This window comes from Streptococcus oralis (assembly GCF_001578705.1).
Classification (GTDB): Bacteria; Bacillota; Bacilli; order Lactobacillales; family Streptococcaceae; genus Streptococcus; species Streptococcus oralis_J.
Genome location: NZ_KQ969037.1, coordinates 965,747 through 988,612 on the forward strand (window position 1 = coordinate 965,747; position 22,866 = coordinate 988,612).

Annotated in this window: 21 protein-coding genes; 3 read left to right on the top strand and 18 right to left on the bottom strand. The window is 42.6% G+C overall.

Going from position 1 to position 22,866, the window contains the following annotated elements; translation table 11 throughout:
• Window positions 1–114: 114 nt before the first annotated feature.
• The 16 genes from SORDD05_RS04890 to SORDD05_RS10130 all read right to left on the bottom strand — a co-directional run bounded on the left by SORDD05_RS04890 (window position 115) and on the right by SORDD05_RS10130 (window position 15,994).
• Window positions 115–1,245, bottom strand: a complete 1,131-nt coding sequence (locus tag SORDD05_RS04890; RefSeq protein ID WP_007517751.1) for an ABC transporter ATP-binding protein — start codon at window positions 1,243–1,245, stop codon at window positions 115–117.
• 113 nt (window positions 1,246–1,358) lie between these two features.
• A complete protein-coding gene (locus SORDD05_RS04895; RefSeq protein WP_061417426.1) occupies window positions 1,359–2,228 on the bottom strand; it encodes a helix-turn-helix domain-containing protein in 870 nt (289 codons plus the stop codon).
• 3 nt (window positions 2,229–2,231) lie between these two features.
• Window positions 2,232–2,618, bottom strand: coding sequence for a Mini-ribonuclease 3 (locus SORDD05_RS04900; protein WP_000567912.1), 387 nt, complete (start codon window positions 2,616–2,618; stop codon window positions 2,232–2,234).
• Window positions 2,611–3,954, bottom strand: coding sequence for a cysteine--tRNA ligase (gene cysS, locus SORDD05_RS04905; RefSeq protein ID WP_061417428.1), 1,344 nt, complete (start codon window positions 3,952–3,954; stop codon window positions 2,611–2,613). Before cysS ends, SORDD05_RS04900 begins: the two co-directional genes overlap by 8 nt.
• Window positions 3,955–3,971: 17 nt before the next feature.
• A complete protein-coding gene (locus SORDD05_RS04910; protein WP_000301974.1) occupies window positions 3,972–4,493 on the bottom strand; it encodes a dihydrofolate reductase family protein in 522 nt (173 codons plus the stop codon).
• Window positions 4,494–4,501: 8 nt separating this feature from the next.
• Window positions 4,502–5,266 carry a nucleoside phosphorylase gene (locus tag SORDD05_RS04915; RefSeq protein ID WP_061417430.1) on the bottom strand — a complete coding sequence of 255 codons (765 nt, stop codon included), beginning with the start codon at window positions 5,264–5,266 and terminating at the stop codon, window positions 4,502–4,504.
• A gap of 125 nt (window positions 5,267–5,391) precedes the next feature.
• Complete coding sequence (gene cysE / locus SORDD05_RS04920) at window positions 5,392–6,009, bottom strand: serine O-acetyltransferase (protein WP_061417432.1); 618 nt, start codon at window positions 6,007–6,009, stop codon at window positions 5,392–5,394.
• Between the two features lie 15 nt (window positions 6,010–6,024).
• The gene (gene pnp / locus SORDD05_RS04925; protein ID WP_061417434.1) at window positions 6,025–8,238 is read right to left on the bottom strand and encodes a polyribonucleotide nucleotidyltransferase; all 2,214 of its coding nucleotides are present in this window, start codon (window positions 8,236–8,238) and stop codon (window positions 6,025–6,027) included.
• Window positions 8,239–8,603: 365 nt separating this feature from the next.
• Window positions 8,604–9,470 carry a methylenetetrahydrofolate reductase [NAD(P)H] gene (gene metF / locus SORDD05_RS04930; protein ID WP_049479138.1) on the bottom strand — a complete coding sequence of 289 codons (867 nt, stop codon included), beginning with the start codon at window positions 9,468–9,470 and terminating at the stop codon, window positions 8,604–8,606.
• Between the two features lie 93 nt (window positions 9,471–9,563).
• Complete coding sequence (gene metE / locus SORDD05_RS04935) at window positions 9,564–11,813, bottom strand: 5-methyltetrahydropteroyltriglutamate--homocysteine S-methyltransferase (RefSeq protein ID WP_061417436.1); 2,250 nt, start codon at window positions 11,811–11,813, stop codon at window positions 9,564–9,566.
• 353 nt (window positions 11,814–12,166) lie between these two features.
• Window positions 12,167–12,460, bottom strand: a complete 294-nt coding sequence (locus SORDD05_RS04940) for a helix-turn-helix domain-containing protein (RefSeq protein WP_000797736.1) — start codon at window positions 12,458–12,460, stop codon at window positions 12,167–12,169.
• Window positions 12,450–12,815 (bottom strand): type II toxin-antitoxin system RelE/ParE family toxin, encoded by a 366-nt coding sequence (locus tag SORDD05_RS04945; RefSeq protein WP_061417438.1) that lies wholly within the window; start codon window positions 12,813–12,815, stop codon window positions 12,450–12,452. Before SORDD05_RS04945 ends, SORDD05_RS04940 begins: the two co-directional genes overlap by 11 nt.
• 156 nt (window positions 12,816–12,971) lie before the next feature.
• Window positions 12,972–13,337 carry a TIGR02328 family protein gene (locus tag SORDD05_RS04950; RefSeq protein ID WP_061417440.1) on the bottom strand — a complete coding sequence of 122 codons (366 nt, stop codon included), beginning with the start codon at window positions 13,335–13,337 and terminating at the stop codon, window positions 12,972–12,974.
• Window positions 13,321–13,725, bottom strand: a complete 405-nt coding sequence (locus SORDD05_RS04955) for a YbgA family protein (protein WP_061417442.1) — start codon at window positions 13,723–13,725, stop codon at window positions 13,321–13,323. Before SORDD05_RS04955 ends, SORDD05_RS04950 begins: the two co-directional genes overlap by 17 nt.
• Window positions 13,726–14,063: 338 nt before the next feature.
• Window positions 14,064–15,107 carry a histidine kinase gene (locus SORDD05_RS04960; RefSeq protein WP_061417444.1) on the bottom strand — a complete coding sequence of 348 codons (1,044 nt, stop codon included), beginning with the start codon at window positions 15,105–15,107 and terminating at the stop codon, window positions 14,064–14,066.
• Between the two features lie 125 nt (window positions 15,108–15,232).
• Window positions 15,233–15,994, bottom strand: a complete 762-nt coding sequence (locus SORDD05_RS10130) for a DUF6261 family protein (RefSeq protein ID WP_061417831.1) — start codon at window positions 15,992–15,994, stop codon at window positions 15,233–15,235.
• A 477-nt stretch (window positions 15,995–16,471) separates the two neighbouring features.
• Here SORDD05_RS10130 and SORDD05_RS04970 point away from each other — a divergent pair, with 477 nt between their 5' ends.
• Window positions 16,472–17,089, top strand: a complete 618-nt coding sequence (locus SORDD05_RS04970; RefSeq protein ID WP_061417446.1) for a TVP38/TMEM64 family protein — start codon at window positions 16,472–16,474, stop codon at window positions 17,087–17,089.
• Window positions 17,090–17,135: 46 nt separating this feature from the next.
• Here the strand turns inward: SORDD05_RS04970 and scrK are convergent, their stop codons facing one another.
• Both scrK and SORDD05_RS04980 read right to left on the bottom strand, forming a co-directional pair.
• On the bottom strand, window positions 17,136–18,023 hold the full coding sequence (gene scrK / locus SORDD05_RS04975; protein WP_061417448.1) for a fructokinase ScrK: 888 nt from the start codon (window positions 18,021–18,023) through the stop codon (window positions 17,136–17,138).
• A 158-nt stretch (window positions 18,024–18,181) separates the two neighbouring features.
• Window positions 18,182–20,068: a sucrose-specific PTS transporter subunit IIBC gene (locus tag SORDD05_RS04980; protein WP_061417450.1), complete on the bottom strand. Its 1,887-nt coding sequence runs from the start codon at window positions 20,066–20,068 to the stop codon at window positions 18,182–18,184.
• Window positions 20,069–20,447: 379 nt separating this feature from the next.
• On the opposite strand from SORDD05_RS04980, the gene SORDD05_RS04985 reads away from it, so the two are divergent.
• A complete protein-coding gene (locus SORDD05_RS04985; RefSeq protein WP_061417452.1) occupies window positions 20,448–21,902 on the top strand; it encodes a sucrose-6-phosphate hydrolase in 1,455 nt (484 codons plus the stop codon).
• On the top strand, window positions 21,883–22,848 hold the full coding sequence (locus SORDD05_RS04990) for a LacI family DNA-binding transcriptional regulator (protein ID WP_000225991.1): 966 nt from the start codon (window positions 21,883–21,885) through the stop codon (window positions 22,846–22,848). Before SORDD05_RS04985 ends, SORDD05_RS04990 begins: the two co-directional genes overlap by 20 nt.
• Window positions 22,849–22,866 lie beyond the last annotated feature (18 nt).

Sequence of the window (22,866 nt, forward strand, 5' to 3'; positions counted from 1 at the left end):
TCACTTTTTTAAGAATATTAAAACTAGAAAAGCCTGTTTTCATGCCTAGACTAAGCATTTAAAAGAAAAAGCACTGCAAGAGAGACTCTGCAGTGCTTTGTTATTTTATTTATCTTAGTAAACTGTTTTCTCAGTTTCTACGTCAAAGAAGTGTGCTTTGTTCAAGTCAAATCCAAGTTCAACTGTTGCACCTGTTTGCAAGTAGTCACGAGCATCCACTTTAGCAACAAATTCGTCTTTACCAACTTGGCAGTAAAGGTGAGATTCTGAACCAAGCAATTCTGATACAGAGATAGTTGCTTTTACAACTGATTCTGGGAATGTTTCAAGGAAAGCAGGTTCTGCATTCACGTCTTCTGGACGGATACCGAAGATCAACTCTTTTCCTTCGTAACCTTTTTCACGAAGAACTTTCAAAGCACCTTCTGGAACTTTCAAGCGGAAACCGTCAGAAACAATTTCGCTACCAACCAATTTCACATTGATGAAGTTCATAGCTGGGCTTCCGATGAATCCTGCTACGAATTTGTTAACTGGGTTTTTGTAAACTTCTTGAGGAGTTCCGATTTGTTCAACACGTCCGATAGTACCTGTACCAGCAGGGTTTTTAGTTGCTGACATGATAACGATACGGTCAGCAAGTGTCATCGCTTCTGTTTGATCGTGAGTTACGTAGATAGTTGTAGCACCGATACGACGGTGGATTTTCGCAATTTCAGCACGCATAGATACACGAAGTTTGGCATCCAAGTTTGACAAAGGTTCGTCCATCAAGAATACTTTTGCATCACGAACGATGGCACGCCCCATGGCAACACGTTGACGTTGACCACCTGAAAGGTCAGCTGGTTTACGATCCAAGAATTCTTTCAAACCAAGAATCCCAGCAGCTTCTTGTACACGTTTGTCGATGTCTTCTTTGCTGTATTTACGCAATTTCAAACCGAAAGCCATGTTGTCATAAACAGTCATGTGTGGGTAAAGAGCGTAGTTTTGGAATACCATGGCGATGTCACGGTCTTTTGGAGCCACGTCATTGACAACCACACCATCGATAGATGCAGTACCTTCAGTGATGTCTTCAAGACCAGCAATCATACGAAGAGTTGTTGATTTACCACATCCTGAAGGACCTACAAAAACGATAAATTCCTTGTCTTTGATGTCCAAGTTGAAGTCTTCAACTGAGTAGTGTTCGCTGTTTGGATATTTTTTGTAAATATTTTTAAGATTTAATTCTACCATGGAAGGTGAACTCCTTTTATTTTTGATAGTTATATTATAAATGAAAACGCTTTACATTTCTATGGCAAGGTGACCAAAAAAATAAAAAAGTTCTGTGCAACTTGCACAAAACTTTAAAGAATATCTGGTAAAATCAACTGATAACAAAGGGTGAGATCCGTCAATTCCTTCAACTGTAGCCCTGTCAATTCTTCCCATCTATCAATCTTGTATTGGAGAGAATTGCGGTGCAGGTAGAGTTGTTGGGCTGTTTTAGTGAGAACGGCACTATTTTCCCAAAGAGAGAGAATGATTTCCTGAATCTGATCCTGATCCAAAATCATCTGGTGCAGGCATTCCTTGATTACCTTCAAGTCCACGCTCCTTTCTCCCATACTCCAAAGATAGAGTTGTGAAAAGGTATGAACACCTTGGTGACCCTGACGCCACCAAGTCTTAAACAAGTCTCGCTCTGCTTGGATTAAATCTGACAGAGCCTGATACCCAGCCTGTGACCAAACCTGTCCTAACATGATAGACAGACGAAGACCAAAGTCATACTCCACTGCTTCAATCGTATCACTTAAAATAGCTCGTACAGAGGTGTACTTATCTTGTTGAAGCACAAATACATAATCCTGAGCACCGACCTGTAGCACTGTCTGGCAGTTGGGAAAGAGAGTTTGCATCATATCTAGCCAAGAGGATAGATTTTCCTGTTGGAAATAGGAAAGATGGCAATAAACCAGCTGAATCTTTTTGAAAGCTTGAGGTGCTTGCCCCTTACCCTCAATCAAATAGGAATACCAAGGATTGAGCGAACGAGCCTGCTCCTGCTGGGTCAAAAGGGCAACCAGCTGCTTTTCACGCTCGCTGAGCCCAGCTTCCCCCAGTAAAATCCACTGCTGAGAAGCTAAAGGGAGGGTGAGATAGCCTGGTTTCTCAATCGGCTGATCTGAAATCTGAGCCTCAGGAAACCAGTCTTGTAATTCCTTTGCAATCATATCCTAGCCCTCCACTTTTTGGATGCACCAAGAAATTAAGGTCTCTAGCCGCTCCACATTTTCAGTCAGATGGAGATAGCCCATCACCGCTTCAAAGCCAGTAGACATACGGTAAGTCACCACATCAGCATTTTTAGCCTTTGTGTGGCTATTGGTATTGCGACCACGTTTATAGATTTCTTCTTCTTTTTCCGTAAGGACTTGCTCCTCCAACATGAGGGCAATCAGGCGAGCCTGAGCCTTGGCTGAGACATACTTAGTCGCCTCTTGGTGAAGTTTATTGGGCTTGGTCATGCCTTTGAGGATGAGATGGCGGCGAATATACATGGAATAAACCGCATCTCCTTCAAAAGCTAGCGCAATCCCGTTAATGAGATTGACATCAATCACGAGTCCACCTCACTCCATCCTTGGTGTCAAGGAGCTTAATTCCTTGAGCTGCCAATTGGTCACGGATTTGGTCCGCTGTCGCAAAGTCACGATTAGCACGCGCTTCTTGGCGCTTTTGGATTAAGGCTTCAATGTCTGCATCCAAAACCTCCTCAACAAAGACAATTCCGAAGACTTCCAACATAGCCCCAAGAGCTTCCTTAACACTTGCATCATAGTTGCCTGAGTTGATCCACTTGGCCATTTCAAAGACAACTGTAATACCATTGGCAGCGTTAAAGTCCTCATCCATAGCCGCTACAAACTTATCTTTAAAGTCTTGTAACTCTTGAGCATCCACATTTTCAGTAAATGGTTGCTCATAAGTATTCTTCAGATACTTGAGATTAGTCTCTGCATCCCGCACTGCTTTTTCTGTAAAGTTAATAGGCTTGCGGTAATGCTGAGTGGCAAAGAAGAAACGAAGCACTTGGCCATCGATGGTTTTGAGGGCATCATGGACAGTAATAAAGTTCCCCAAGGACTTGGACATCTTGACATTGTCGATATTGACAAAGCCATTGTGCATCCAGTAGTTGGCGAAAGTCTTGCCTGTTTTGGCTTCTGACTGGGCAATTTCATTGGTATGATGTGGAAACTCCAGATCGGCTCCACCACCGTGAATATCAATGGTATCGCCCAAAATCTCTGTCGACATGACCGAACACTCGATATGCCAGCCTGGACGGCCTGCTCCCCAAGGACTGTCCCAAGAAATCTCACCTGGCTTAGCTGCCTTCCAGAGAGCAAAGTCTACAGGATTTTCCTTACGAGCCGTTTCTTCATCTGTTCGACCTGAAGCACCTAGTTCCAAGTCTTCCAAGGTTTTATTAGCCAATTTGGCGTAGTTGTGGGATTTTTCCACGCGGAAGTAAACATCCCCTTGACTCTCGTAAGCATAACCTTTTTCAATCAAGTCAGCGACAAAACGAATGATGTCATCCATAAACTCCACTACACGCGGATGGCGGGTAGCAGGTTTCACGCCCAAGGCCGTCACATCCTCACGAAAGGCAGTGATGTACTTGTCCGCAACCTCTTGAGGCGTGATGCCTTCTTCCTTGGCGCGATTGATAATCTTATCATCTACATCCGTAAAATTGGAAATATAGGCAACCTCATAGCCACGATATTCAAAGTAGCGACGAATGGTATCAAAGGCTACCGTTGAACGAGCATTCCCAACGTGGATATAGTTGTAGACGGTTGGCCCACAGACATACATGCGAACCTTGCCCTCTTCAATGGGCACAAATTCACGTAGGCTGCGGGTCATGGTGTCGTAAATTTTAATCATGCGGTCCACTCCCTTCTCTATTTCTGACTTTTTCGGCTGAAAACCAGCTCTGCAAAAGGGCCAAATTGTCTGAGGCTATCCAGTTGGTAAAAGCGCTGCCCTTCCTCTTGGGTAAAGAGGGGAACCCCCTTTCCTAGGATAAGGGGCGCTATCTGAATAATGAGGTGGTCGAAAAGATCCGCATCCAAGAGCGGTCCTACCAAGGAATTACCACCAATCACAAAGACATTTTTGCCTTTGTCAATCTGGTGAACAAAGTCCACCACATCCCCAGCTACTGGCTGGTAATTGCTGACAGGCAGGTGCCTATCATGCGTAAAGACATAGTTTTCCGTAGCTTGATAAAAACTTTCTACATCTTGCAAATCTTGGATTTCCTCAAAGGTCCGCTTGCCCATGATGGTGATATCCATTTGCCTGTAAAAGTCATCATAGCCTGTATCCTCTACAGAACCAAGCTGATGCAGCCAGTCTATCCTGTGCTGGCTGTCTGCCAAGTAGCCATCCATGGTGATACAGCCGTAAAAATATACTGCCATTCTTGTAGTTACCTTTCTAGTTCCTTTGCTATTGTCAAAGCGATAGTGAAAAAAGTCATGGCATCAGCTGTCCGTTCTTCATGGCGGGCATCCCAGGTTCGGTTATGATGATCCACATAGTCAGCTGTGTAGAAGAACTGATAGACTTTACTCTTGCGAAATTGACTCCAAGCCATGATAGCTGAAGCTTCCATGTCCACCACTTTGGCTCCAGCAGCCAAGCGACGCTTGACCTTATCAGGCGTTTCCCGATAGAAAGCATCTATGGTCCAGGACTTGGTGCGGATATGCTCAATATCGTACTTGTCAAAGATAGCTTCAAGCTTAACTAACAGAGACTCGTCATAAGCGACTTCATCACCCGGTGGGGCATAGTGGTAGCTAGTGCCTTCATCTCGCAAAGCAGCAGCCGGCAGGATAATCTTGTCCGCCTCAATTGAGCGATCCAAAACGCCACAAGAACCTAGAATGATGAAATTCTTGAAGCCTCTGGCCGCCAACTCCTCCAGTTGGCCAATCACTGATGGAGCTCCAATAAGCGCAGTCATGACCGCAACTTGATTTCCATCATAATTATATACATACCAAGGGAATTGACCGTTAAGATTTTTTAAATAGCCTCCTTGATAGACTTTTTCTGACTCAATCAAACGTTTCAGAATTTCGCCATTAAAGGACAGGATGATAGTTTCACAAACCTCACCCTTGTCCATAATCTGCCTATCTGTTGGCTCAACAACCCCAGCTACATCTTCGAATTCCTCTAATAACATAACTTCTCTTTCTTTAGGACTTCAGCAAAGCCTCTTTCATCTTTTCTATTGGGTTACAGTTTGCTAAAGCATTCCTTGACAAGACCTCCGTAAGATGTCTTGTTACTGTTCAAAACAAGTCTTTCTTAGAGCTCCGACGAATGGTGGCTGGCTTCGCGGGCATGCTCCAGCTTGTCCAGATAATATTCTCGCTGTTCTTCCACCTCGTGGATGGTCGGCTCGTCTTTCTGACCGTGGACGCGCACAATCTTGGCAGGGATTCCAACTACGGTCACATCACTAGGCACGTCTGCCACGACTACTGCAGCAGCACCGACTTTGGCATTTTCACCGATTTCTACCGGTCCGATGACTTGGGCATGGGCTGATATGAGAGCTCCTTTACGCACAGTCGGATGGCGTTTCCCAACATCCTTCCCTGTTCCACCAAGTGTTACTCCGTGATAGAGAAGAACGCCTTTTTCAACAATCGCCGTCTCTCCAATCACCAGACCTGAACCATGGTCGATAAAAACACCTGAGTCAATCTGGGCACCCGGATGAATCTCGATTTGGGTCCAAAAGCGCCAAAACTGACTGTGCATCCGAGCCAGGAGTTTGAAGCCATGATTCCAGAGAAAATGCGAGAGACGGTGGGCAGCTAAGGCCTTGACACCTGGATAAGTCAGCAAAACTTCCAAACTGTTGCGTGCCGCTGGATCATTTTCTTTTACAATATCAATGGTTTCGCGCCACCATCCCATACATTTCTCCTTTTCTTATTCTGAATCTTTTGGCGTATCTGTAAATTCTTTCTTCGGTTTGTGGTCCTTGTGATGACGTGGACGGTGAGGACGTTCAGCCTTTTCACCTTTTTCATCGTGTTCTGGTTTTGGTGGACGAGGAAGAAGAGCCTTCATAGAGGCATCAATACGGCCTTTTTCATCAATCTTGATAACCTTAACATCGACTTCATCACCGATAGCTACCAAGTCCTCGACACGGTTGGTACGAGTCCAAGCCATTTCTGAGATGTGAACGAGGGCATCTGTCTTGTCAAAGAGATTGACAAAGGCACCGAATTTCTCGATACGAACAACTTTAGCATGGTAGACTTCATCCACTTTGGCTTCACGAACCAAACCAGCAATGATTTCTTTGGTACGGTTAATGGCATCTTGGTCGCTAGAGTAGATAGATACGTTACCTTCTTCATCGATATCAATCTTAACGCCTGTTTCAGCGATGATCTTGTCGATGGTTTCTCCACCCTTACCGATGACAATCTTAATCTTGTCCACATCAATCTTGATGGTATCAATTTTCGGAGCAGTTGGAGCCAATTCTGGACGAACTTCAGGAATAGTCGCTTCAATCACATCAAGGATTTCAAAACGAGCTTTCTTGGCTTGAGCAAGAGCCTCAGTCAAAATTTCTGCAGTAATCCCTTGAATCTTGATATCCATTTGAAGAGCTGTAATCCCGTCACGAGTACCGGCAACCTTAAAGTCCATGTCTCCAAAGTGGTCTTCCAAACCTTGGATATCTGTCAAGACAGTGTAGTTATTTCCATCTGAGATAAGTCCCATAGCAATACCAGCTACTGGCGCCTTGATTGGCACACCACCAGCCATAAGGGCAAGCGTTCCCGCACAGATAGAAGCTTGAGAAGAAGAACCATTTGATTCCAAGACCTCAGCTACCAAGCGGATCGCGTATGGGAATTCTTCCAAACTTGGCAAGACTTGCGCAAGAGCACGCTCACCAAGAGCACCGTGACCAATTTCACGACGACCTGGCGCACCATAACGACCTGTTTCCCCTACTGAGTATTGAGGGAAATTATAGTGGTGCATAAAGCGTTTCTTGTACTCTGGATCCAATCCATCGATGATTTGAGTTTCTCCCATCGGAGCCAAAGTCAAAACTGAAAGAGCTTGAGTTTGTCCACGAGTGAAAAGGCCAGAACCATGTACACGAGGAAGATAGTCGACCTGCGCATCTAAAGGACGGATTTCATCGACCTTACGACCGTCAGGACGAACCTTGTCTTCTGTAATCAAACGGCGTACTTCAGCATGTTCCATTTGTTCCAAGATTTCAGCCACATCACGCATGATACGGTCAAATTCTTCATGGTCTGCATATTTTTCTTCATACACCGCAGTCACTTGGTCTTTAACTGCTTGAGTTGCAGCTTCACGAGCCAATTTTTCTTCTACTTGGACCGCTTTTTGGAGGTCACTGTTGTAGGCTGCGATGATTTCAGCCTGTAATTCAGCATCTACGTGAAGCAGTTCCACTTCTGCTTTTTCTTTACCAACTGCAGCAACGATTTCTTCTTGGAAGGCAATCAATTCTTTGACTGCTTCATGCCCTTTAAGAAGGGCTTCCAACATGATTTCTTCTGACAATTCTTTGGCACCAGACTCTACCATGTTGATGGCGTGTTTGGTACCAGCTACTGTCAATTCAAGAAGAGATTGCTCTGCCTGTTCTTGACTAGGGTTGATGATGATTTGGCCATCGACATAGCCCACTTGTACCCCAGCGATTGGTCCGTCAAACGGAATATCTGAGATAGAAAGCGCTAAAGATGAACCAAACATAGCCGCCATTGGAGCAGAGGCATTTTCATCATAAGAAAGGACGGTGTTGATCACTTGCACTTCGTTACGGAAACCTTCCGCAAACATAGGACGGATTGGGCGGTCAATCAAACGCGCTGTCAAAGTCGCATCTGTTGAAGGACGTCCTTCACGTTTCATAAAGCCACCAGGAAACTTCCCGGCCGCATACATTTTCTCTTCGTAGTTGACTTGGAGTGGGAAGAAATCCCCAGTTGCCATTTTCTTAGACATAACGGCAGCAGTCAAGACAGTTGACTCACCGTAACGGACGACAACAGAGCCATTTGCTTGCTTAGCAACCTGACCAGTCTCTACGATTAACTCACGACCCGCAAAAGTCGTTTGAAACACTTGTTTTGTCATTTTAATCCCCTTTGGATTGATGAAATTATACGCCTTGCCTACAAAAATCAGGATACAAAGGGCGTAAAGAATCCCGTATGAAAATAGGAGATTGACGCAGTGTGCGATGCACACCAGGAAATCTATCTTTTTCACTAGGGATTTAGCCCGTGTTCAACTATCTAGATACTTTGAAATATCTAAGAATAATATTCTCTAGAATCTGTCTATTTTTGTTAGATTTAAATTGCTAAAAATCTTTTTATACCCTCATCTTTGTATCAAGTACGTACAGAGTCTATTTTATCATATTTTTCTTAAAAAGTGCGGGCTTTTCTATTAAAAAGGAACCATCCCCCTCGCTTGAGAAGAATGGTTTGTTTTTATTACCCTAAAGACTGATGATTAAACAAGGCATGGGTTGCTTGGTGGATGTACTTAGCTGTTTCAGCATTGTTCATGGTATAGAGATGCACTCCAGCAACATCCTGGGTTACCAAGTCCACGATCTGATCCACTGCATAGGCAAGCCCTGCTGCTCTGAGCGACTCAGGGTCATGCTCATACTTGTCTAAGATGGCCTTAAATTTGCGTGGAAGATGAATATTCTCACATGTTTTCAAGAGACGAAGCGCTTGGTTACGGTTAAGAATAGGCATGATTCCCGCATGAATGGGAACATCAATCCCTGCCAAGGTACACTTATCTTGGAAATCATAGAAGCGCTCATTGTCAAAGAAAAGTTGCGTTACGAGGCTTGAACAGCCTGCGTCCACTTTCTTCTTGAGATTTTGAATATCCGAGATCTGGTTTGGCGAGTCAGGGTGCCCCTCTGGATAGCAAGCTCCGACAATATCAAAGTGAGGGGCTTGTTCCTTGATGAACTCGATCAAGTCCGTTGCGTAGCGGAAATCCTTTTGCGGTTCCACATCAGGAATGATGTCCCCACGTAGAGCCAAGATTTTTCGCACACCAACCTTGTCCAAGTCCGCAAGTGTCTCTGCAACCTTCTCCTTGGTCAGATAGATAGCTGGCAAGTGGGCAATAGTTGGAATCGCCAAGTCATTCTGGATAAAGTCAGCCAAACGAACCGTTGTTTCCTTGATATTAAATTTATTATTGCTGGCAGTCACACTGATAAAGTGCGGTGTCAGCTCCCGCATATCCTGCAAGGCTGAAATAATTTTATCATTACCCACAGCTGGGTTTGGAGGGAACACTTCAAATGAAAGTGATGGCGTTTGGCGTGACATAGTCCTTATCCTTTTCTTTTTGATTTCAATATTGCTGAGCCAGCTAGGCCAAGCAGTTCCTTGATCAGTCAGGGTCACGAGAGAAATCTTATCTTACAATTTCTCACGCGCAGCTTTTGCTGCTTCGACAAGGCGGATCAAGCTTTCTTTTGTTTCTGGAATACCACGTGTTTTCAAACCACAGTCAGGGTTGATCCAAACTTTCTTGCTTGGTACTTTCGCAAGGATAGCATCGATTGTGTGGTCGATTTCGCCTTCATTTGGCACACGAGGTGAGTGGATATCGTAAACCCCAGGTCCCACTTCTGTTTGGAAGTTTTTCGCTTTGAGTTCGTCCAAGATTTCAAGGTTTGAACGGCTTGCTTCAAAGGAAATAACGTCCGCATCCATGTTGTCGATGGCTGGGATGATATCTGTAAATTCTGAGTAACACATGTGAGTGTGGATTTGAGTATCTGGCGCTACTGTAGAGTGTACCAAGCGGAAGGCAGGGATTGCCCAGTCAAGGTAGTCTTCGTACCAGTCGCTACGACGGAGTGGCAATTTCTCACGAAGAGCAGCCTCGTCGATTTGGATGATTTTCACACCTGCAGCTTCAAGGTCAAGAACTTCATCCTTGATAGCAAGGGCGATTTGAAGAGTTGAGTCCTTGATAGAGATGTCTTCACGTGGGAATGACCAGTTAAGGATGGTAACAGGTCCTGTCAACATACCTTTAACAGGTTTGTCAGTACGGCTTTGTGCGTAGCTAGACCATTTAACAGTGATTGGGTTGAGACGAGTGACATCACCCCAGATGATTGGTGGTTTCACCCCACGCATACCGTATGATTGTACCCAACCATTCTTAGAGAAGAGGTAACCGGACAAGTTTTGACCGAAGTACTCAACCATGTCGTTACGCTCGAACTCACCGTGTACAAGCACGTCAAATCCAACTTCTTCTTGCCATTTGATCCATTCGTCGATGGTTTCAGCAAGGAAAGCGTCGTACTCTTCTTGTGACAATTCACCCTTACGGTAAGCCAAACGTTTGGCACGAACTTCCTTAGTTTGAGGGAATGAACCGATGGTTGTTGTTGGAAGGGCTGGAAGTTTAAAGGCTTCTTCTTGGATGGCTTCACGTTCAGCAAAGGCTGGCAAACGAGTGTAGTCAGCGTCTATCAATCCAGCGATGCGTGCACGAAGTTCTGCATTTTCACCCACACGCTCAGTCGCAAAGAGTTCCTTATTAGCAGCAAGAGCTTCTGCACCTTGACCATTGCGGATAGCATCCAAATCACGAAGTTCTTCCAATTTTTCAACTGCAAAGGCAAAGTGGTTCAAGATAGCTGGTTCAAATTCTTCGTTAGCAGTTGTAAACGGCACATGAAGAAGTGAGCATGAGCTTGTCAAAACGATGTTTTCAGCTGGAATTTGTTCAAGAACAGCCAAGCTCTTTTCGTAATTATTGCGCCAGATGTTCTTACCATTGACAATCCCTGCATAGAGAGTCTTGTCAGCTGGGAAACCACCTTTAACGAGTTCAAGAGTTTTCTTACCTTCGACAAAGTCAAGACCGATGGCATCTACTGGCAATTTCACAAGGTCAGCGTAGACATCACGAACGTCTCCGAAGTAAGTTTGAAGCAAGACTTCAAGACCTTTCTTGTCAGCCAAAAGTTTGTTGTAAATGTTCAAGAAGAGGGCTTTTTCTTCAGCTGTCAAATCTTTGACAAGAGCCGCTTCGTCGAGTTGGATGCGAGTTGCACCAAGCTCCGCCAATTTAGCAAAAACTTCTTGGTATGCAGCTACTAAGCTGTCTACGAAGTCTTCTGCTTTCACGCCTTCTTCAAAGTCTGATAATTGAAGGAAAGTGAATGGACCTACAAGGACTGGACGAGTGTTGAGACCAAGTTCTTTTGCTTCTTGGAATTCGTCAAAGATCTTGTGACCTGCAAGTTTGACTTGAGTGTCTTTTTCAAATTTAGGTACGATGTAGTGGTAGTTGGTGTTAAACCATTTCTTCATTGGAAGGGCACGAACATCCCCTTTTTCACCTTGGTAACCACGAGCCAAAGCAAAGTAGCGTTCAAGGTCTGACAAGTCCAAGTTTTGAACTGAAGCAGGTACCACGTTGAAGAGGAAAGCTGCATCTAGGAAGTTGTCATAGTGAGAAAAGTCATTTGATGGGATTTCAGTGATGCCTTTTTCTTTGACAATGTTCCAGTGTTTTGCACGCAATTCTTTAGCCGCAGCCAAGAGTTCTTCTTCTGAGATTTCTTTTCTAAAGTATTTTTCAGTTGTAAATTTTAATTCGCGGAATTCGCCCAAACGAGGGAAACCGATAATTGTAGTTGACATGTTTTGTCCTCCAAAATTTGTTATTGAAACTATCTTAACAGAAAAGAAAGGGTCTGTATAATTGTAAATAATTAGGCTTTGATATAGTTTGAAACTATATCACTCTTTTGAACAAAAGAAAAAGACTTGAGACCAGCGTCTCAAATCCTTTGTATAGCTTGTTTTATAGCTGTATTTTAGTTGGAATGCTCAAACGAGCTATTGACGATTCTCATCAGTAACTATGGCTTGCTATTAGAAAAGACTATAGGTTAGTTATCCTTTGGTAATTTTGATATTTCCCTTAAAAAGTGCGGACGGGAGGTAAAATTACCCTGTGGATGATTTTAGCAAACAAAATAATCTCATCTCTATCAACTTTTTTCCTGTTCAAGTGGTACGACTGCTAGTGTCTTTCCTAAACTGGCTAAAACTTTTAAGACCGTATCCAACTGAGGACTGGTCTTTCCTGTTTCCATCCTAGCTATGACAGGCTGGCTCACTCCACTGAGTTCTTCTAGTTTTTTCTGACTGATACCTTGCTCATGTCTAGCTTCTATCAACTCACTCATGATAGCCACTCGCATATCACTTTCAAGGATTTCCTCCTTGGTAAAGAGTTCAGATCGGATATCTTTCCAATTACTTCCAATGGCACTATTCTTCATCACTTACCCCTCTTTCTTTTATTTCCTTCAGTTCACGCTTGGCTTTTTCAATTTCTCTCCTAGGAGTTTTCTGAGTCTTTTTGACAAAATGATGTAAGAGAACAAAACTCCCATCAAGCCAAGCCACAAATAATATCCTATCCCTCAGAGGTCTTAGTTCCCAAATCTCATCTTCCAAATGTTTGATATAGGGTTCACCAGCTCTAGCCCCATGCTGACTAAGCAACTCGATATAGTCATTTAGTTTATTGAGTTTGATGCGACTGTCCTTACTCTTCTTTCTAGCCAATTCTCTCATATAATCTAAGACTGGCTCATTTCCATTTTTGTCCTTATAGAAGTAAATCGTATGCACCAAGTAGCCTCTTTCTAATTAAATTATAACTCAAAAGTTATTAAAAGTAAATCCTAATACCCATAAAAAGAAGACCTTAGAATCATTCTAAAGGTCTCATTTTTATTATTCGAAAAAATTATGAGAAGAGTTATAAATTAGAGATAATCCTGACTCTTACTCCAACTCTATCCCCTTCTCTCGGAGATTAGCCAGACACTCCTCATAGTATTCTGCATCATGCTCACTATAGATGGGCTTGCCTAGCTTCTCCTCGGGCAAGTCTTCATAAGGAGGACAGGTCTTGCCACGGTAGTTCTTGTCCAGCCACTCTGGACTGACATTGTAGCCACGGCCAGCCATCTCCTCCATGATCAAGCGATGATAGGCATAGAGACTATAAGGCGAGTGGGTAAAGACATAGTCCACCGTCGCATGCTTTCTGCCCCAGCCATTGCCACGAAGAGCACAGCACTCTCGATGTTGTCCCAAAAGTTGGGGACGGGGAAGTTGGGAAATCAAAGCCTCATGCCAAAGTCTCATGGGAGTCTCCTTTCAGTAAAGTCGAATGTTGCAAGTAGGTATTGGGATAGCGATCAAGCAACTCTCTAGTCTTAGCAATCAAGTCTTCCTTAGAAGCCTGACCAAAGCGGTAGCGATCCAGCAAGAGCATATAGTCCTTGCGCTCAGCATCTGTCGCTTTCTTTTTGAAATAGCCCCAAATATGCTGAAAGGCATTGCAAACCTGACCTCTGTGTTCTGGAATCTGGCAAGCACGGTCAATCATCTCTTGAACCTGACTCACCTCCACCTGTTCATGCTTCAAGTATTGGCGAATCTCATTGTAAATATTGCTAGAATGACTCAAAACGAGGTATTTGTTTCTAGCCCAGAGTTGTTGACACTGGGATTTTTGGTTAATTTGTTCCATGTTTCTCCTTGTTTTCTATCCGTTTCCAGGAAATATGGAAACAAAGTTGTACCTTAAAAATGATCGAATTATGAGCGGATCAATTCCCCCTATCACCCTTTAAAGCATGATAGGAACTGTTGTTCAACATCAAATAATTTATCTATCTCAAAACCAGAGGACTGTATCCAAGAAATATTACCGTTCCAACACCAAATTTCTTTTGCATTGGGCGGTGGCTACCACTTTGAAAGTAATTAGTAATATCGCTTAATATTAATTGTTTCCAACTAGTCCCAATATTTCTAAATTGTAATCGTAGATTTTTCATGTTTATTTTTCCTTATAAACCATAATTATCATTCTAATAATCCTCTTGAAGGAATAGATGCTTGATGAATAGAATTAATTTCTTGCTTTGCTAATTTTTCTCCCCGTGTAACATAATCCGAAATGCTAATACTACTGTAATCATTAATAAATGGTAGCTCTATAATAATTGCTGTTCCGTTAAAACAATTATCTCCAACAATACCATTAGGAGGACAGGAAGCGTCATTATTTTTAATAAGGATATTTTCACCACTAATTAAACCGAATTTCCCATTACAATCCCTGCATATTTCGCTAACTACGTATAATCCGTATCCTGAATTAGCCCAAACATCATTAGACTTACGATTGGTACCACCTCTTTTAAATGCCTTAGAAATTCCAGGTTGTACTGCTGATTGTAACGCCTCAGTATTTGATTCAATTTCTCTTCTATGGAAAATATTAGATGTAAGACTGTTAAAGATTCCCTGACCTTCATCTAATATTGCAATTTGTGCTTTATTTAATTTACCATGCCATGCTTGTCCACAAATCCAAAATTCATCAATACCTGAATGTTCTGGGACATTCCTTATAATCTCTCTGATAATATAGGTCAATATTTTTTCCAATTGTCCATCACTAGTAACAATTTGAGCTAATTGATTTGCCCTTACTTCAATAAACTCTCCTCTATCAGCATATATATTACCATTCTTGAAACTTTCACCATACTCTGCTTTTACATTAATTTTAGTAATAGGAATATAGTTAGTATTTCCAAAAACATGTCCAACTTTTTTACCAATATTAGAATCTGGGATAAAATAGTCATATAAGCCCATCCATTCAAAATAACCAGAATCTTGTCTAATATTTCCTAATGTAATTTCGACTTCAGGATTATTTCTTGAAAACTCTCGTAATTTAGCTCCAAAGAATAACATTCCGATAGGTTCTGTCCATTTCAATTTACAAAAATCTATCTCTAACTGTGGATCATTATCACCTTTATCATAAACTTCTTGAATATAGTTAAATTTTTTTTGAACATCATTATAGCTTAAATTTTTAAATTCTAACTTCATATTCTAACCACCTACTTTTTATTGACAAAAACTCTGAATATCAATTTCAAGTTCTTACCAAAATTATACCACGAATCCACCAAAAAACGCCTTTAGATAATAATATATCTAAAGGCGTTTGTTTTTTATCCTGCTACTTGTTCTGCTTCTTCTACTTTAACTTTTTTATCCCTCTTACTTGAACCAGTCAATCGTCGCTTGCTATCTCGGATTGTATTCAGGTCCTTGAGAAGTTTGGTCAGGTGTTCCTTCTCAGGATAGGCTTCTGCACTGGCTGCGGTATAGCGCATAAAAAGGTCGTAGATACTGGTTAGTTCGGTGCGGACTTGTCTGGTCTTGCCGACTTCCTTGGCAGACTTATGCGCACGCGCCTGACTTTCCACCTGATCATACTCCTCTTGCGCACTGATCACCGCCGTTAGCATAGGGATCAATCCTAGACTGGTCACTGCCGTGTGGTAGGGTTCTTCGCTGAGAGTTTTGAGCAGACTCTTAATTTCTGCCATTTCCACATCATTGCTGTGCTTGGTGATATCCTTGTACTTGGCAAAGACTGGTTTCAAGGTCTCATGGGCTTCTTTGAGCTTGGTCTCCTTGATCTTAGCAAATCCTCTATGAAGGGTAAAGAGACCGACTAAGGCACCGTCACGATTGCGATCGACTTCGGTCAGATTCGTCGCCTCTTTCTTTTCTACGATAGCTAGTTGAGCTTGGAAATCTGCTAGCTTGCTCTTGAAGGAAGCAAGGTGCTTGCTATACATAGGCTCGTCCTTATGTGCCTTAGCAAAAACTTCTAGTAGTTGACCCGTGTCTACCATGAGACTTTCAAACTCACGGTTGGTAAAGTTGGTGTAGCTTAGCGGACGGATGGTGAATGTTTTTGTCATGATGGTAACCTTTCTATTTTTCATTATGTAAACTTTTAAATCCATTCTAACAGTTACTTGTCCCCCTTCCTCTCAACTATCAATTTTTCCATCTAAAATGCACTTCTCAGGGCAAATCTTTTACTTCCAAAATAAAAAATCCCTATCTGACTGGAAACACATCCGTCTGTCAGCTAGAGACTCTTACTATTTTTAGATTTTAACTTTTCTAGCTTTAGAATACATATAAACTTTAGGAAAAACGACTATTCGAAAGTTCGAAGACCTCAAAACTTTCTCAGAAAGACTATCCGAGGCTTAGAATACTCATAAATTTATGTATTTCTTATCATTCGAAGCTTAGAATACATATAAACTTTAGCAAACAAACCCATTCGATAGATAGAATGACTTCTTACTTATCTTATTAAGAACTTAAATTAGTTTTTATTATCAAAATATGGTATAGTAGAACCATACTATCTATAAGGAGTTTCTATGTCACAGCATAAACAAATGAAAGCTGTTTCTCCCCTTCTACAGCAAGTCATCAATATCTCATCTATCGTCGGGGGAGTCGGCACCTTGATTTTCTGTATTTGGGCCTATCAGGCGGGTGTTTTACAGTCAAAGGAAACCCTATCAGACTTTATTCAGCAAGCTGGGCTTTGGGGGCCACCACTCTTTATCTTTTTACAAATCCTACAAACTGTTGTTCCGATTATTCCGGGAGCTTTGACCTCAGTGGCTGGGGTCTTTATTTACGGCCACATCATCGGAACTATCTATAACTATATCGGCATCGTGATTGGCTGTGCCATTATCTTTTACCTCGTCCGTCTCTATGGGGCTGCCTTTGTCCAGTCTGTCGTCAGCAAGCGCACCTATGACAAGTACATAGGTTGGCTAGATAAGGGCAATCGTTTCGAGCGGTTCTTTATCTTTATGATGATCTGGCCTGTTAGCCCAGCTGACTTTCTCTGTATGCTGGCCGCCCTTACCAAGATGACCTTCAAGCGCTATATGATTATCATCATTCTGACCAAACCCTTTACCCTAGTGGTTTACACTTATGGTTTGACTTATATTATTGATTTCTTCTGGCAGATGTTTTGAGAATAGAAAAATCCGTTTGGTTTCCCAAGCGGATATTTTATTTGTTTTATTTTGCGACACTCTTAGCAAGGACAAAGTTTCCAAGTGTGGCAGAACCATTTCCAGCAACTGCTGGAGTCACGATGTAGTCACGCACGTCTGGTACTGGTAGGTAGCCGTTGAGAAGAGCTGTGAATTTCTCACGCACACGGTCCAGCATGTGTTGTTGGGCCATAACCCCACCACCAAAGACGATGACGTCTGGACGGAAAGTTACTGTAGCATTGACCGCAGCTTGAGCGATATAGTAGGCTTGGACGTCCCAAACAGAACTGTTGAGTTCGATGTTTTCACCACGAATACCTGTACGGGCTTCGAGGCTTGGACCAGCCGCAAAGCCTTCCAAACAGCCCTTGTGGAAAGGACAAACGCCATTAAATTCTTTTTCTACATCCATTGGGTGTTTGGCTACATAGTAGTGACCCATTTCAGGGTGACCCACACCACCAATAAACTCACTACGTTGGATAACACCTGCACCGATCCCTGTACCAATCGTGTAGTAAACCAAGTTTTCGATACGACCGCCAGCATTGTTACGAGCAACCACTTCACCATAGGCAGAGCTATTTACGTCAGTGGTGAAATACATGGGTACGTTGAGGGTACGACGAAGGGCACCAAGTAGGTCTACATTTGCCCAGTGAGGTTTTGGAGTCGTTGTGATAAAGCCATAGGTTTTTGAGTTTTTATCGATATCGATGGGACCGAAGGAACCGATGGCAAGACCTGCAAGATTATCGAATTTTGAAAAGAATTCGATGGTTTTATCGATGGTCTCGATAGGAGTTGTTGTAGGAAATTGTGTTTTTTCTACAACATTAAAATTTTCATCTCCGACAGCACAGACAAACTTTGTACCGCCCGCTTCTAAGCTTCCATATAATTTTGTCATGATAAACCTCTTATCTTTATTTTCTCTATTATAGCACATTTTAAAGGGCTAGATTTCTCAATATTTTAGATTTTCCTCTGTAAATCTTACCATCCAAGTAAAAACGAACAAACATAATATTTGTTCGTTTTGTTTTTAAATCTGATTTTCGAAGAAGACTAGGCTTTCACTTCGATGATAGCGTCACCCTTGACAACAGAACCGCTTGCGACTGGTGTCACTGAAGCGTAGTCTGCTGTGTTGGTTACGATGACCATTGTTGTGTCGTCAAGGCCTGCAGCAGCGATTTTACTTGAATCAAAAGTTCCAAGAACATCACCAGCTTTGACCTTGTCGCCTTGAGCAACCTTTTGTTCAAAGCCTTCACCGTTCATAGATACAGTATCGATACCAACGTGGATCAAGATTTCAGCTCCATTCGCTGTCTTCAAACCGTAAGCATGTCCTGTAGCAAAGGCGATTGATACTTCTGCATCAGCTGGTGCGTAAACCACACCTTGGCTTGGTTTTACTGCGATTCCTTGTCCCATTGCGCCACTTGAAAAGACTGGATCATTAACATTCTCAAGAGCAACGACATCACCAACAATTGGAGTTTGGATTGTTTCATTTTGAGGAGCTACTGGAATGTTACCAGTTGTTTCTTCTTGGACCAAGCGCTCTGTCGCAACTTCAGAAGCAACTTCTTTTTCATCCTCGTAACCGAACATGTAAGTAAGGGCAAAACCAAGAACGAATGATACAGCTACCATAAGAAGGTATTGGAACAATTGACCGTTACCAACGTACAACATTGTACCAGGGATGATGGTGATACCATTACCAGTACCAGCAAGTCCAAGGATAGAAGCCAATCCACCACCGATAGCACCAGCGATCAATGAAAGGAAGAATGGTTTACGGAAGCGCAAGTTCACCCCGAAGATAGCAGGCTCTGTAATACCGAGGAAGGCAGAAAGAGCAGCTGGGAAAGCAAGTGTTTTCAGTTTAGGATTTTTAGTTTTAACACCAACGGCAACAGTTGCAGCCCCTTGAGCTGTCATCGCTGCAGTGATGATGGCGTTGAATGGGTTCACATGGTCAGCAGCAAGCAATTGCACTTCAAGTAAGTTGAAGATGTGGTGTACACCTGAAACGACGATCAATTGGTGAACCCCACCGATGACCAAACCACCAAGACCAAATGGCAAGCCAAGAATTGCTTTTGTTCCGAAAAGGATGTAGTTTTCAACAACGTGGAAGACTGGTCCGATAACAAAGAGTCCAAGAATAGACATAACCAAAAGTGTCACAAATGGTGTCACCAAGAGATCCAAGACATCTGGGACCACTTTGCGGAGAGCTTTTTCAAACTTGGCTCCGACCACCCCAATGATGAAGGCTGGAAGAACAGAACCTTGCAAACCAACAACAGGAATGAAGCCAAAGAAGTTCATAGCTGTTACTTCACCACCTGATGCTACTGCCCAAGCGTTTGGAAGCGAACCAGAAACCAGCATCATACCGAGGACAATACCAACAGCTGGGTTACCACCGAATACGCGGAAGGTTGACCATACAACCAAACCTGGCAAGATGATGAAGGCTGTATCTGTAAGGATTTCTGAGTAAATCTTCACATCATCTGGAAGTGTCATTCCAAGAGCGTTCAAGAGACCACGAACACCCATGAAGAGACCAGTTGCTACGATAACTGGAATGATTGGCACGAAAACGTCACCGAAAGTACGGATAGCACGTTGGAACCAGTTTCCTTGTTTAGCAGCTTCAGCTTTCATGTCTTCTTTAGAAGATGTTGGCAAACCGAGCGCAACGACTTCGTCGTACATCTTGTTTACTGTACCAGTACCAAAGATAATTTGGTATTGACCTGAGTTAAAGAAAGCTCCTTGAACTTTATCCAAGTTCTCAATCACTTCCTTATTGATTTTCCCTTCATCTTTGACCATGACACGTAGACGAGTCGCACAGTGGGCTACACTGTTGACATTTTCACGTCCGCCAAGGGCTTCGATGACCTTTTTTGCAATATCCTGATTATTCATTTGCAAAAATCTCCTTATAAAATTTTGTTCTTGTTTGAAAGCGATTTTATTCGCCCTACGACTATTATTTTATCACGTTTCTAAAATATGTCAAGCGTTTTGCAGAATTTTTTATTTCCTTTCTTTTGTTCCTGATTATTTTTGCTTGTTTTTGAGGGATATTCTCTTTGTCCTCAAAAAAATATCTTTATATTAGAGGATTCAAAGCTTTTTATTTACATTTTCTTTCATTTTTTCGTGAAAATTTGCCAGATTCCCTTTACTTGATTCATGGTAATCGTTTGACATATTTTTCTCTTTTTTAACATAAAAGACTTGCTTTTTTTGTCGAAAACGTTTACTATTAATAATAGAATAGAACTTATGGAGGAAAGATAAAATGGAATGGACAACTGAGCGCCGTTATAGACGCTATGAAGATTGGTCTAATGATGAAATCAAGCAAATCAAGGAAAAGATGGCACAATCTCCTTGGCATACTCGTTACCATGTCGAGCCTAAAACAGGGCTTCTCAATGATCCAAATGGTTTTTCTTATTTCGATGGCAAATGGATTCTCTTTTACCAGAACTTCCCCTTTGGTGCAGCCCATGGGTTGAAGTCTTGGGTGCAGCTTGAAAGTGATGATTTAGTACACTTTACAGAAACTGGAGTCAAAGTTTTGCCAGATACTCCATTAGATAGCCACGGTGCTTACTCTGGTTCTGCCATGCAGTTCGGCGATCAGTTGTTCCTATTTTATACTGGAAATGTCCGTGATGAAAATTGGATCCGTCACCCTTACCAGATTGGGGCTTTGATGGATAAGGATGGCAAGATTACAAAGATTGACAAGATCTTGATTGACCAGCCAGCAGACTCCACTGACCACTTCCGCGACCCACAAATTTTTAACTTTAAAGGTCAATATTATGCTATCGTCGGTGGACAGGACTTGGAGAAAAAAGGCTTCGTCCGTCTCTACAAGGCTGTGGACAATGACTACACAAACTGGCAAGCGGTTGGCGACCTTAACTTTGCTAACGACCGCACTGCCTACATGATGGAATGTCCAAATCTAGTCTTTGTAGGGGAGCAACCTGTCCTTCTCTACTGCCCACAAGGTTTGGATAAGGACGTTCTAGACTATGACAATATCTATCCAAACATGTACAAAATCGGTGCTTCCTTTGATCCTGAAAATGCCAAAATGGTCGATGTGTCTCCATTGCAAAATCTAGACTATGGTTTTGAAGCCTATGCAACGCAAGCCTTCAACGCTCCAGATGGACGTGCACTAGCAGTAAGTTGGCTTGGGTTACCAGATGTTTCTTACCCATCTGACTGTTTTGACCACCAAGGAACCTTCTCATTGGTCAAAGAACTCACTATCAAAGATAGCAAACTCTACCAATATCCTGTCTCAGCCGTCAAAGAACTTCGTTCTTCTGAAGAGGTCTTCTCAAATCGTACTCAAACCAATAACACCTATGAACTGGAGCTCAACTTGGAGGCCAATAGCCAAAGCGAGATTGTCTTGCTCGCTGACAAAGAAGGCAAGGGGCTTTCCATCAACTTTGACCTTGTCAATGGACAGGTGACAGTGGATCGTAGTCAGGCTGGTGAACAGTACGCCCAAGAATTTGGTACGACACGTTCTTGCCCTATCAATAACCAAGCTACTACTGCTACTATCTTCATCGACAAGTCAGTCTTTGAAATTTTCATCAATAAAGGAGAAAAAGTATCTTCTGGTCGTGTCTTCCCACATGCGGACCAAAACGGTATCTTGATCAAGTCTGGAAACCCAACTGGAACTTACTATGAATTAGATTATGGTCGCAAAACTAACTGATGTCGCAAAACTTGCAGGCGTCAGCCCCACTACCGTCTCTCGAGTTATCAATAAAAAGGGTTATCTATCTGAGAAAACCATTCAAAAGGTTAATGAAGCCATGCGAGAGCTAGGCTACAAGCCCAATAATTTAGCTCGAAGCCTCCAAGGAAAATCGGCTAAGTTGATTGGACTTATTTTTCCAAACATCAGTCATGTCTTTTATGCGGAGTTGATTGACAAGTTGGAACACCAACTCTTCAAGAATGGCTACAAGACCATCATCTGTAACAGCGAACACGACTCTGAAAAAGAACGCGAGTACATTGAAATGCTGGAAGCCAATCAGGTGGATGGTATCATTTCTGGAAGTCACAACTTGGGAATCGAAGACTACAATCGTGTGACGGCACCGATCATTTCCTTTGACCGAAACTTGTCTCCAGACATCCCTGTCGTCTCCTCTGATAACTACGGTGGCGGGGTTCTCGCCGCCCAAACCTTGGTCAAGACAGGCGCCCAATCTATCATCATGATTACAGGAAATGACAATTCCAACTCACCGACTGGACTGCGCCATGCTGGCTTTGCCTCTGTACTCCCAAAAGCGCCTATTATCAATGTTTCGAGTGACTTTTCTCCCGTCAGAAAAGAAATGGAAATCAAGAATATCTTGACCCATCAGAAACCAGATGCGATTTTTGCTTCGGATGATTTGACAGCTATCCTGGTTATCAAAATTGCTCAGGAACTGGGAATTTCTGTTCCTGAAGAGCTCAAGGTCATTGGCTATGATGGGACTTACTTTATCGAGAACTACTACCCTCATTTGACAACGATTAAGCAACCTATGAAAGAGATTGCCCAACTCACTGTCGATCTTCTCCTGCAGAAGATTGAAGGCAAGGAAGTCGCGACAACTGGTTATTTCTTACCCGTTACTCTATTACCCGGTAAAAGTATTTAAACACAAGAAAACTCAGAC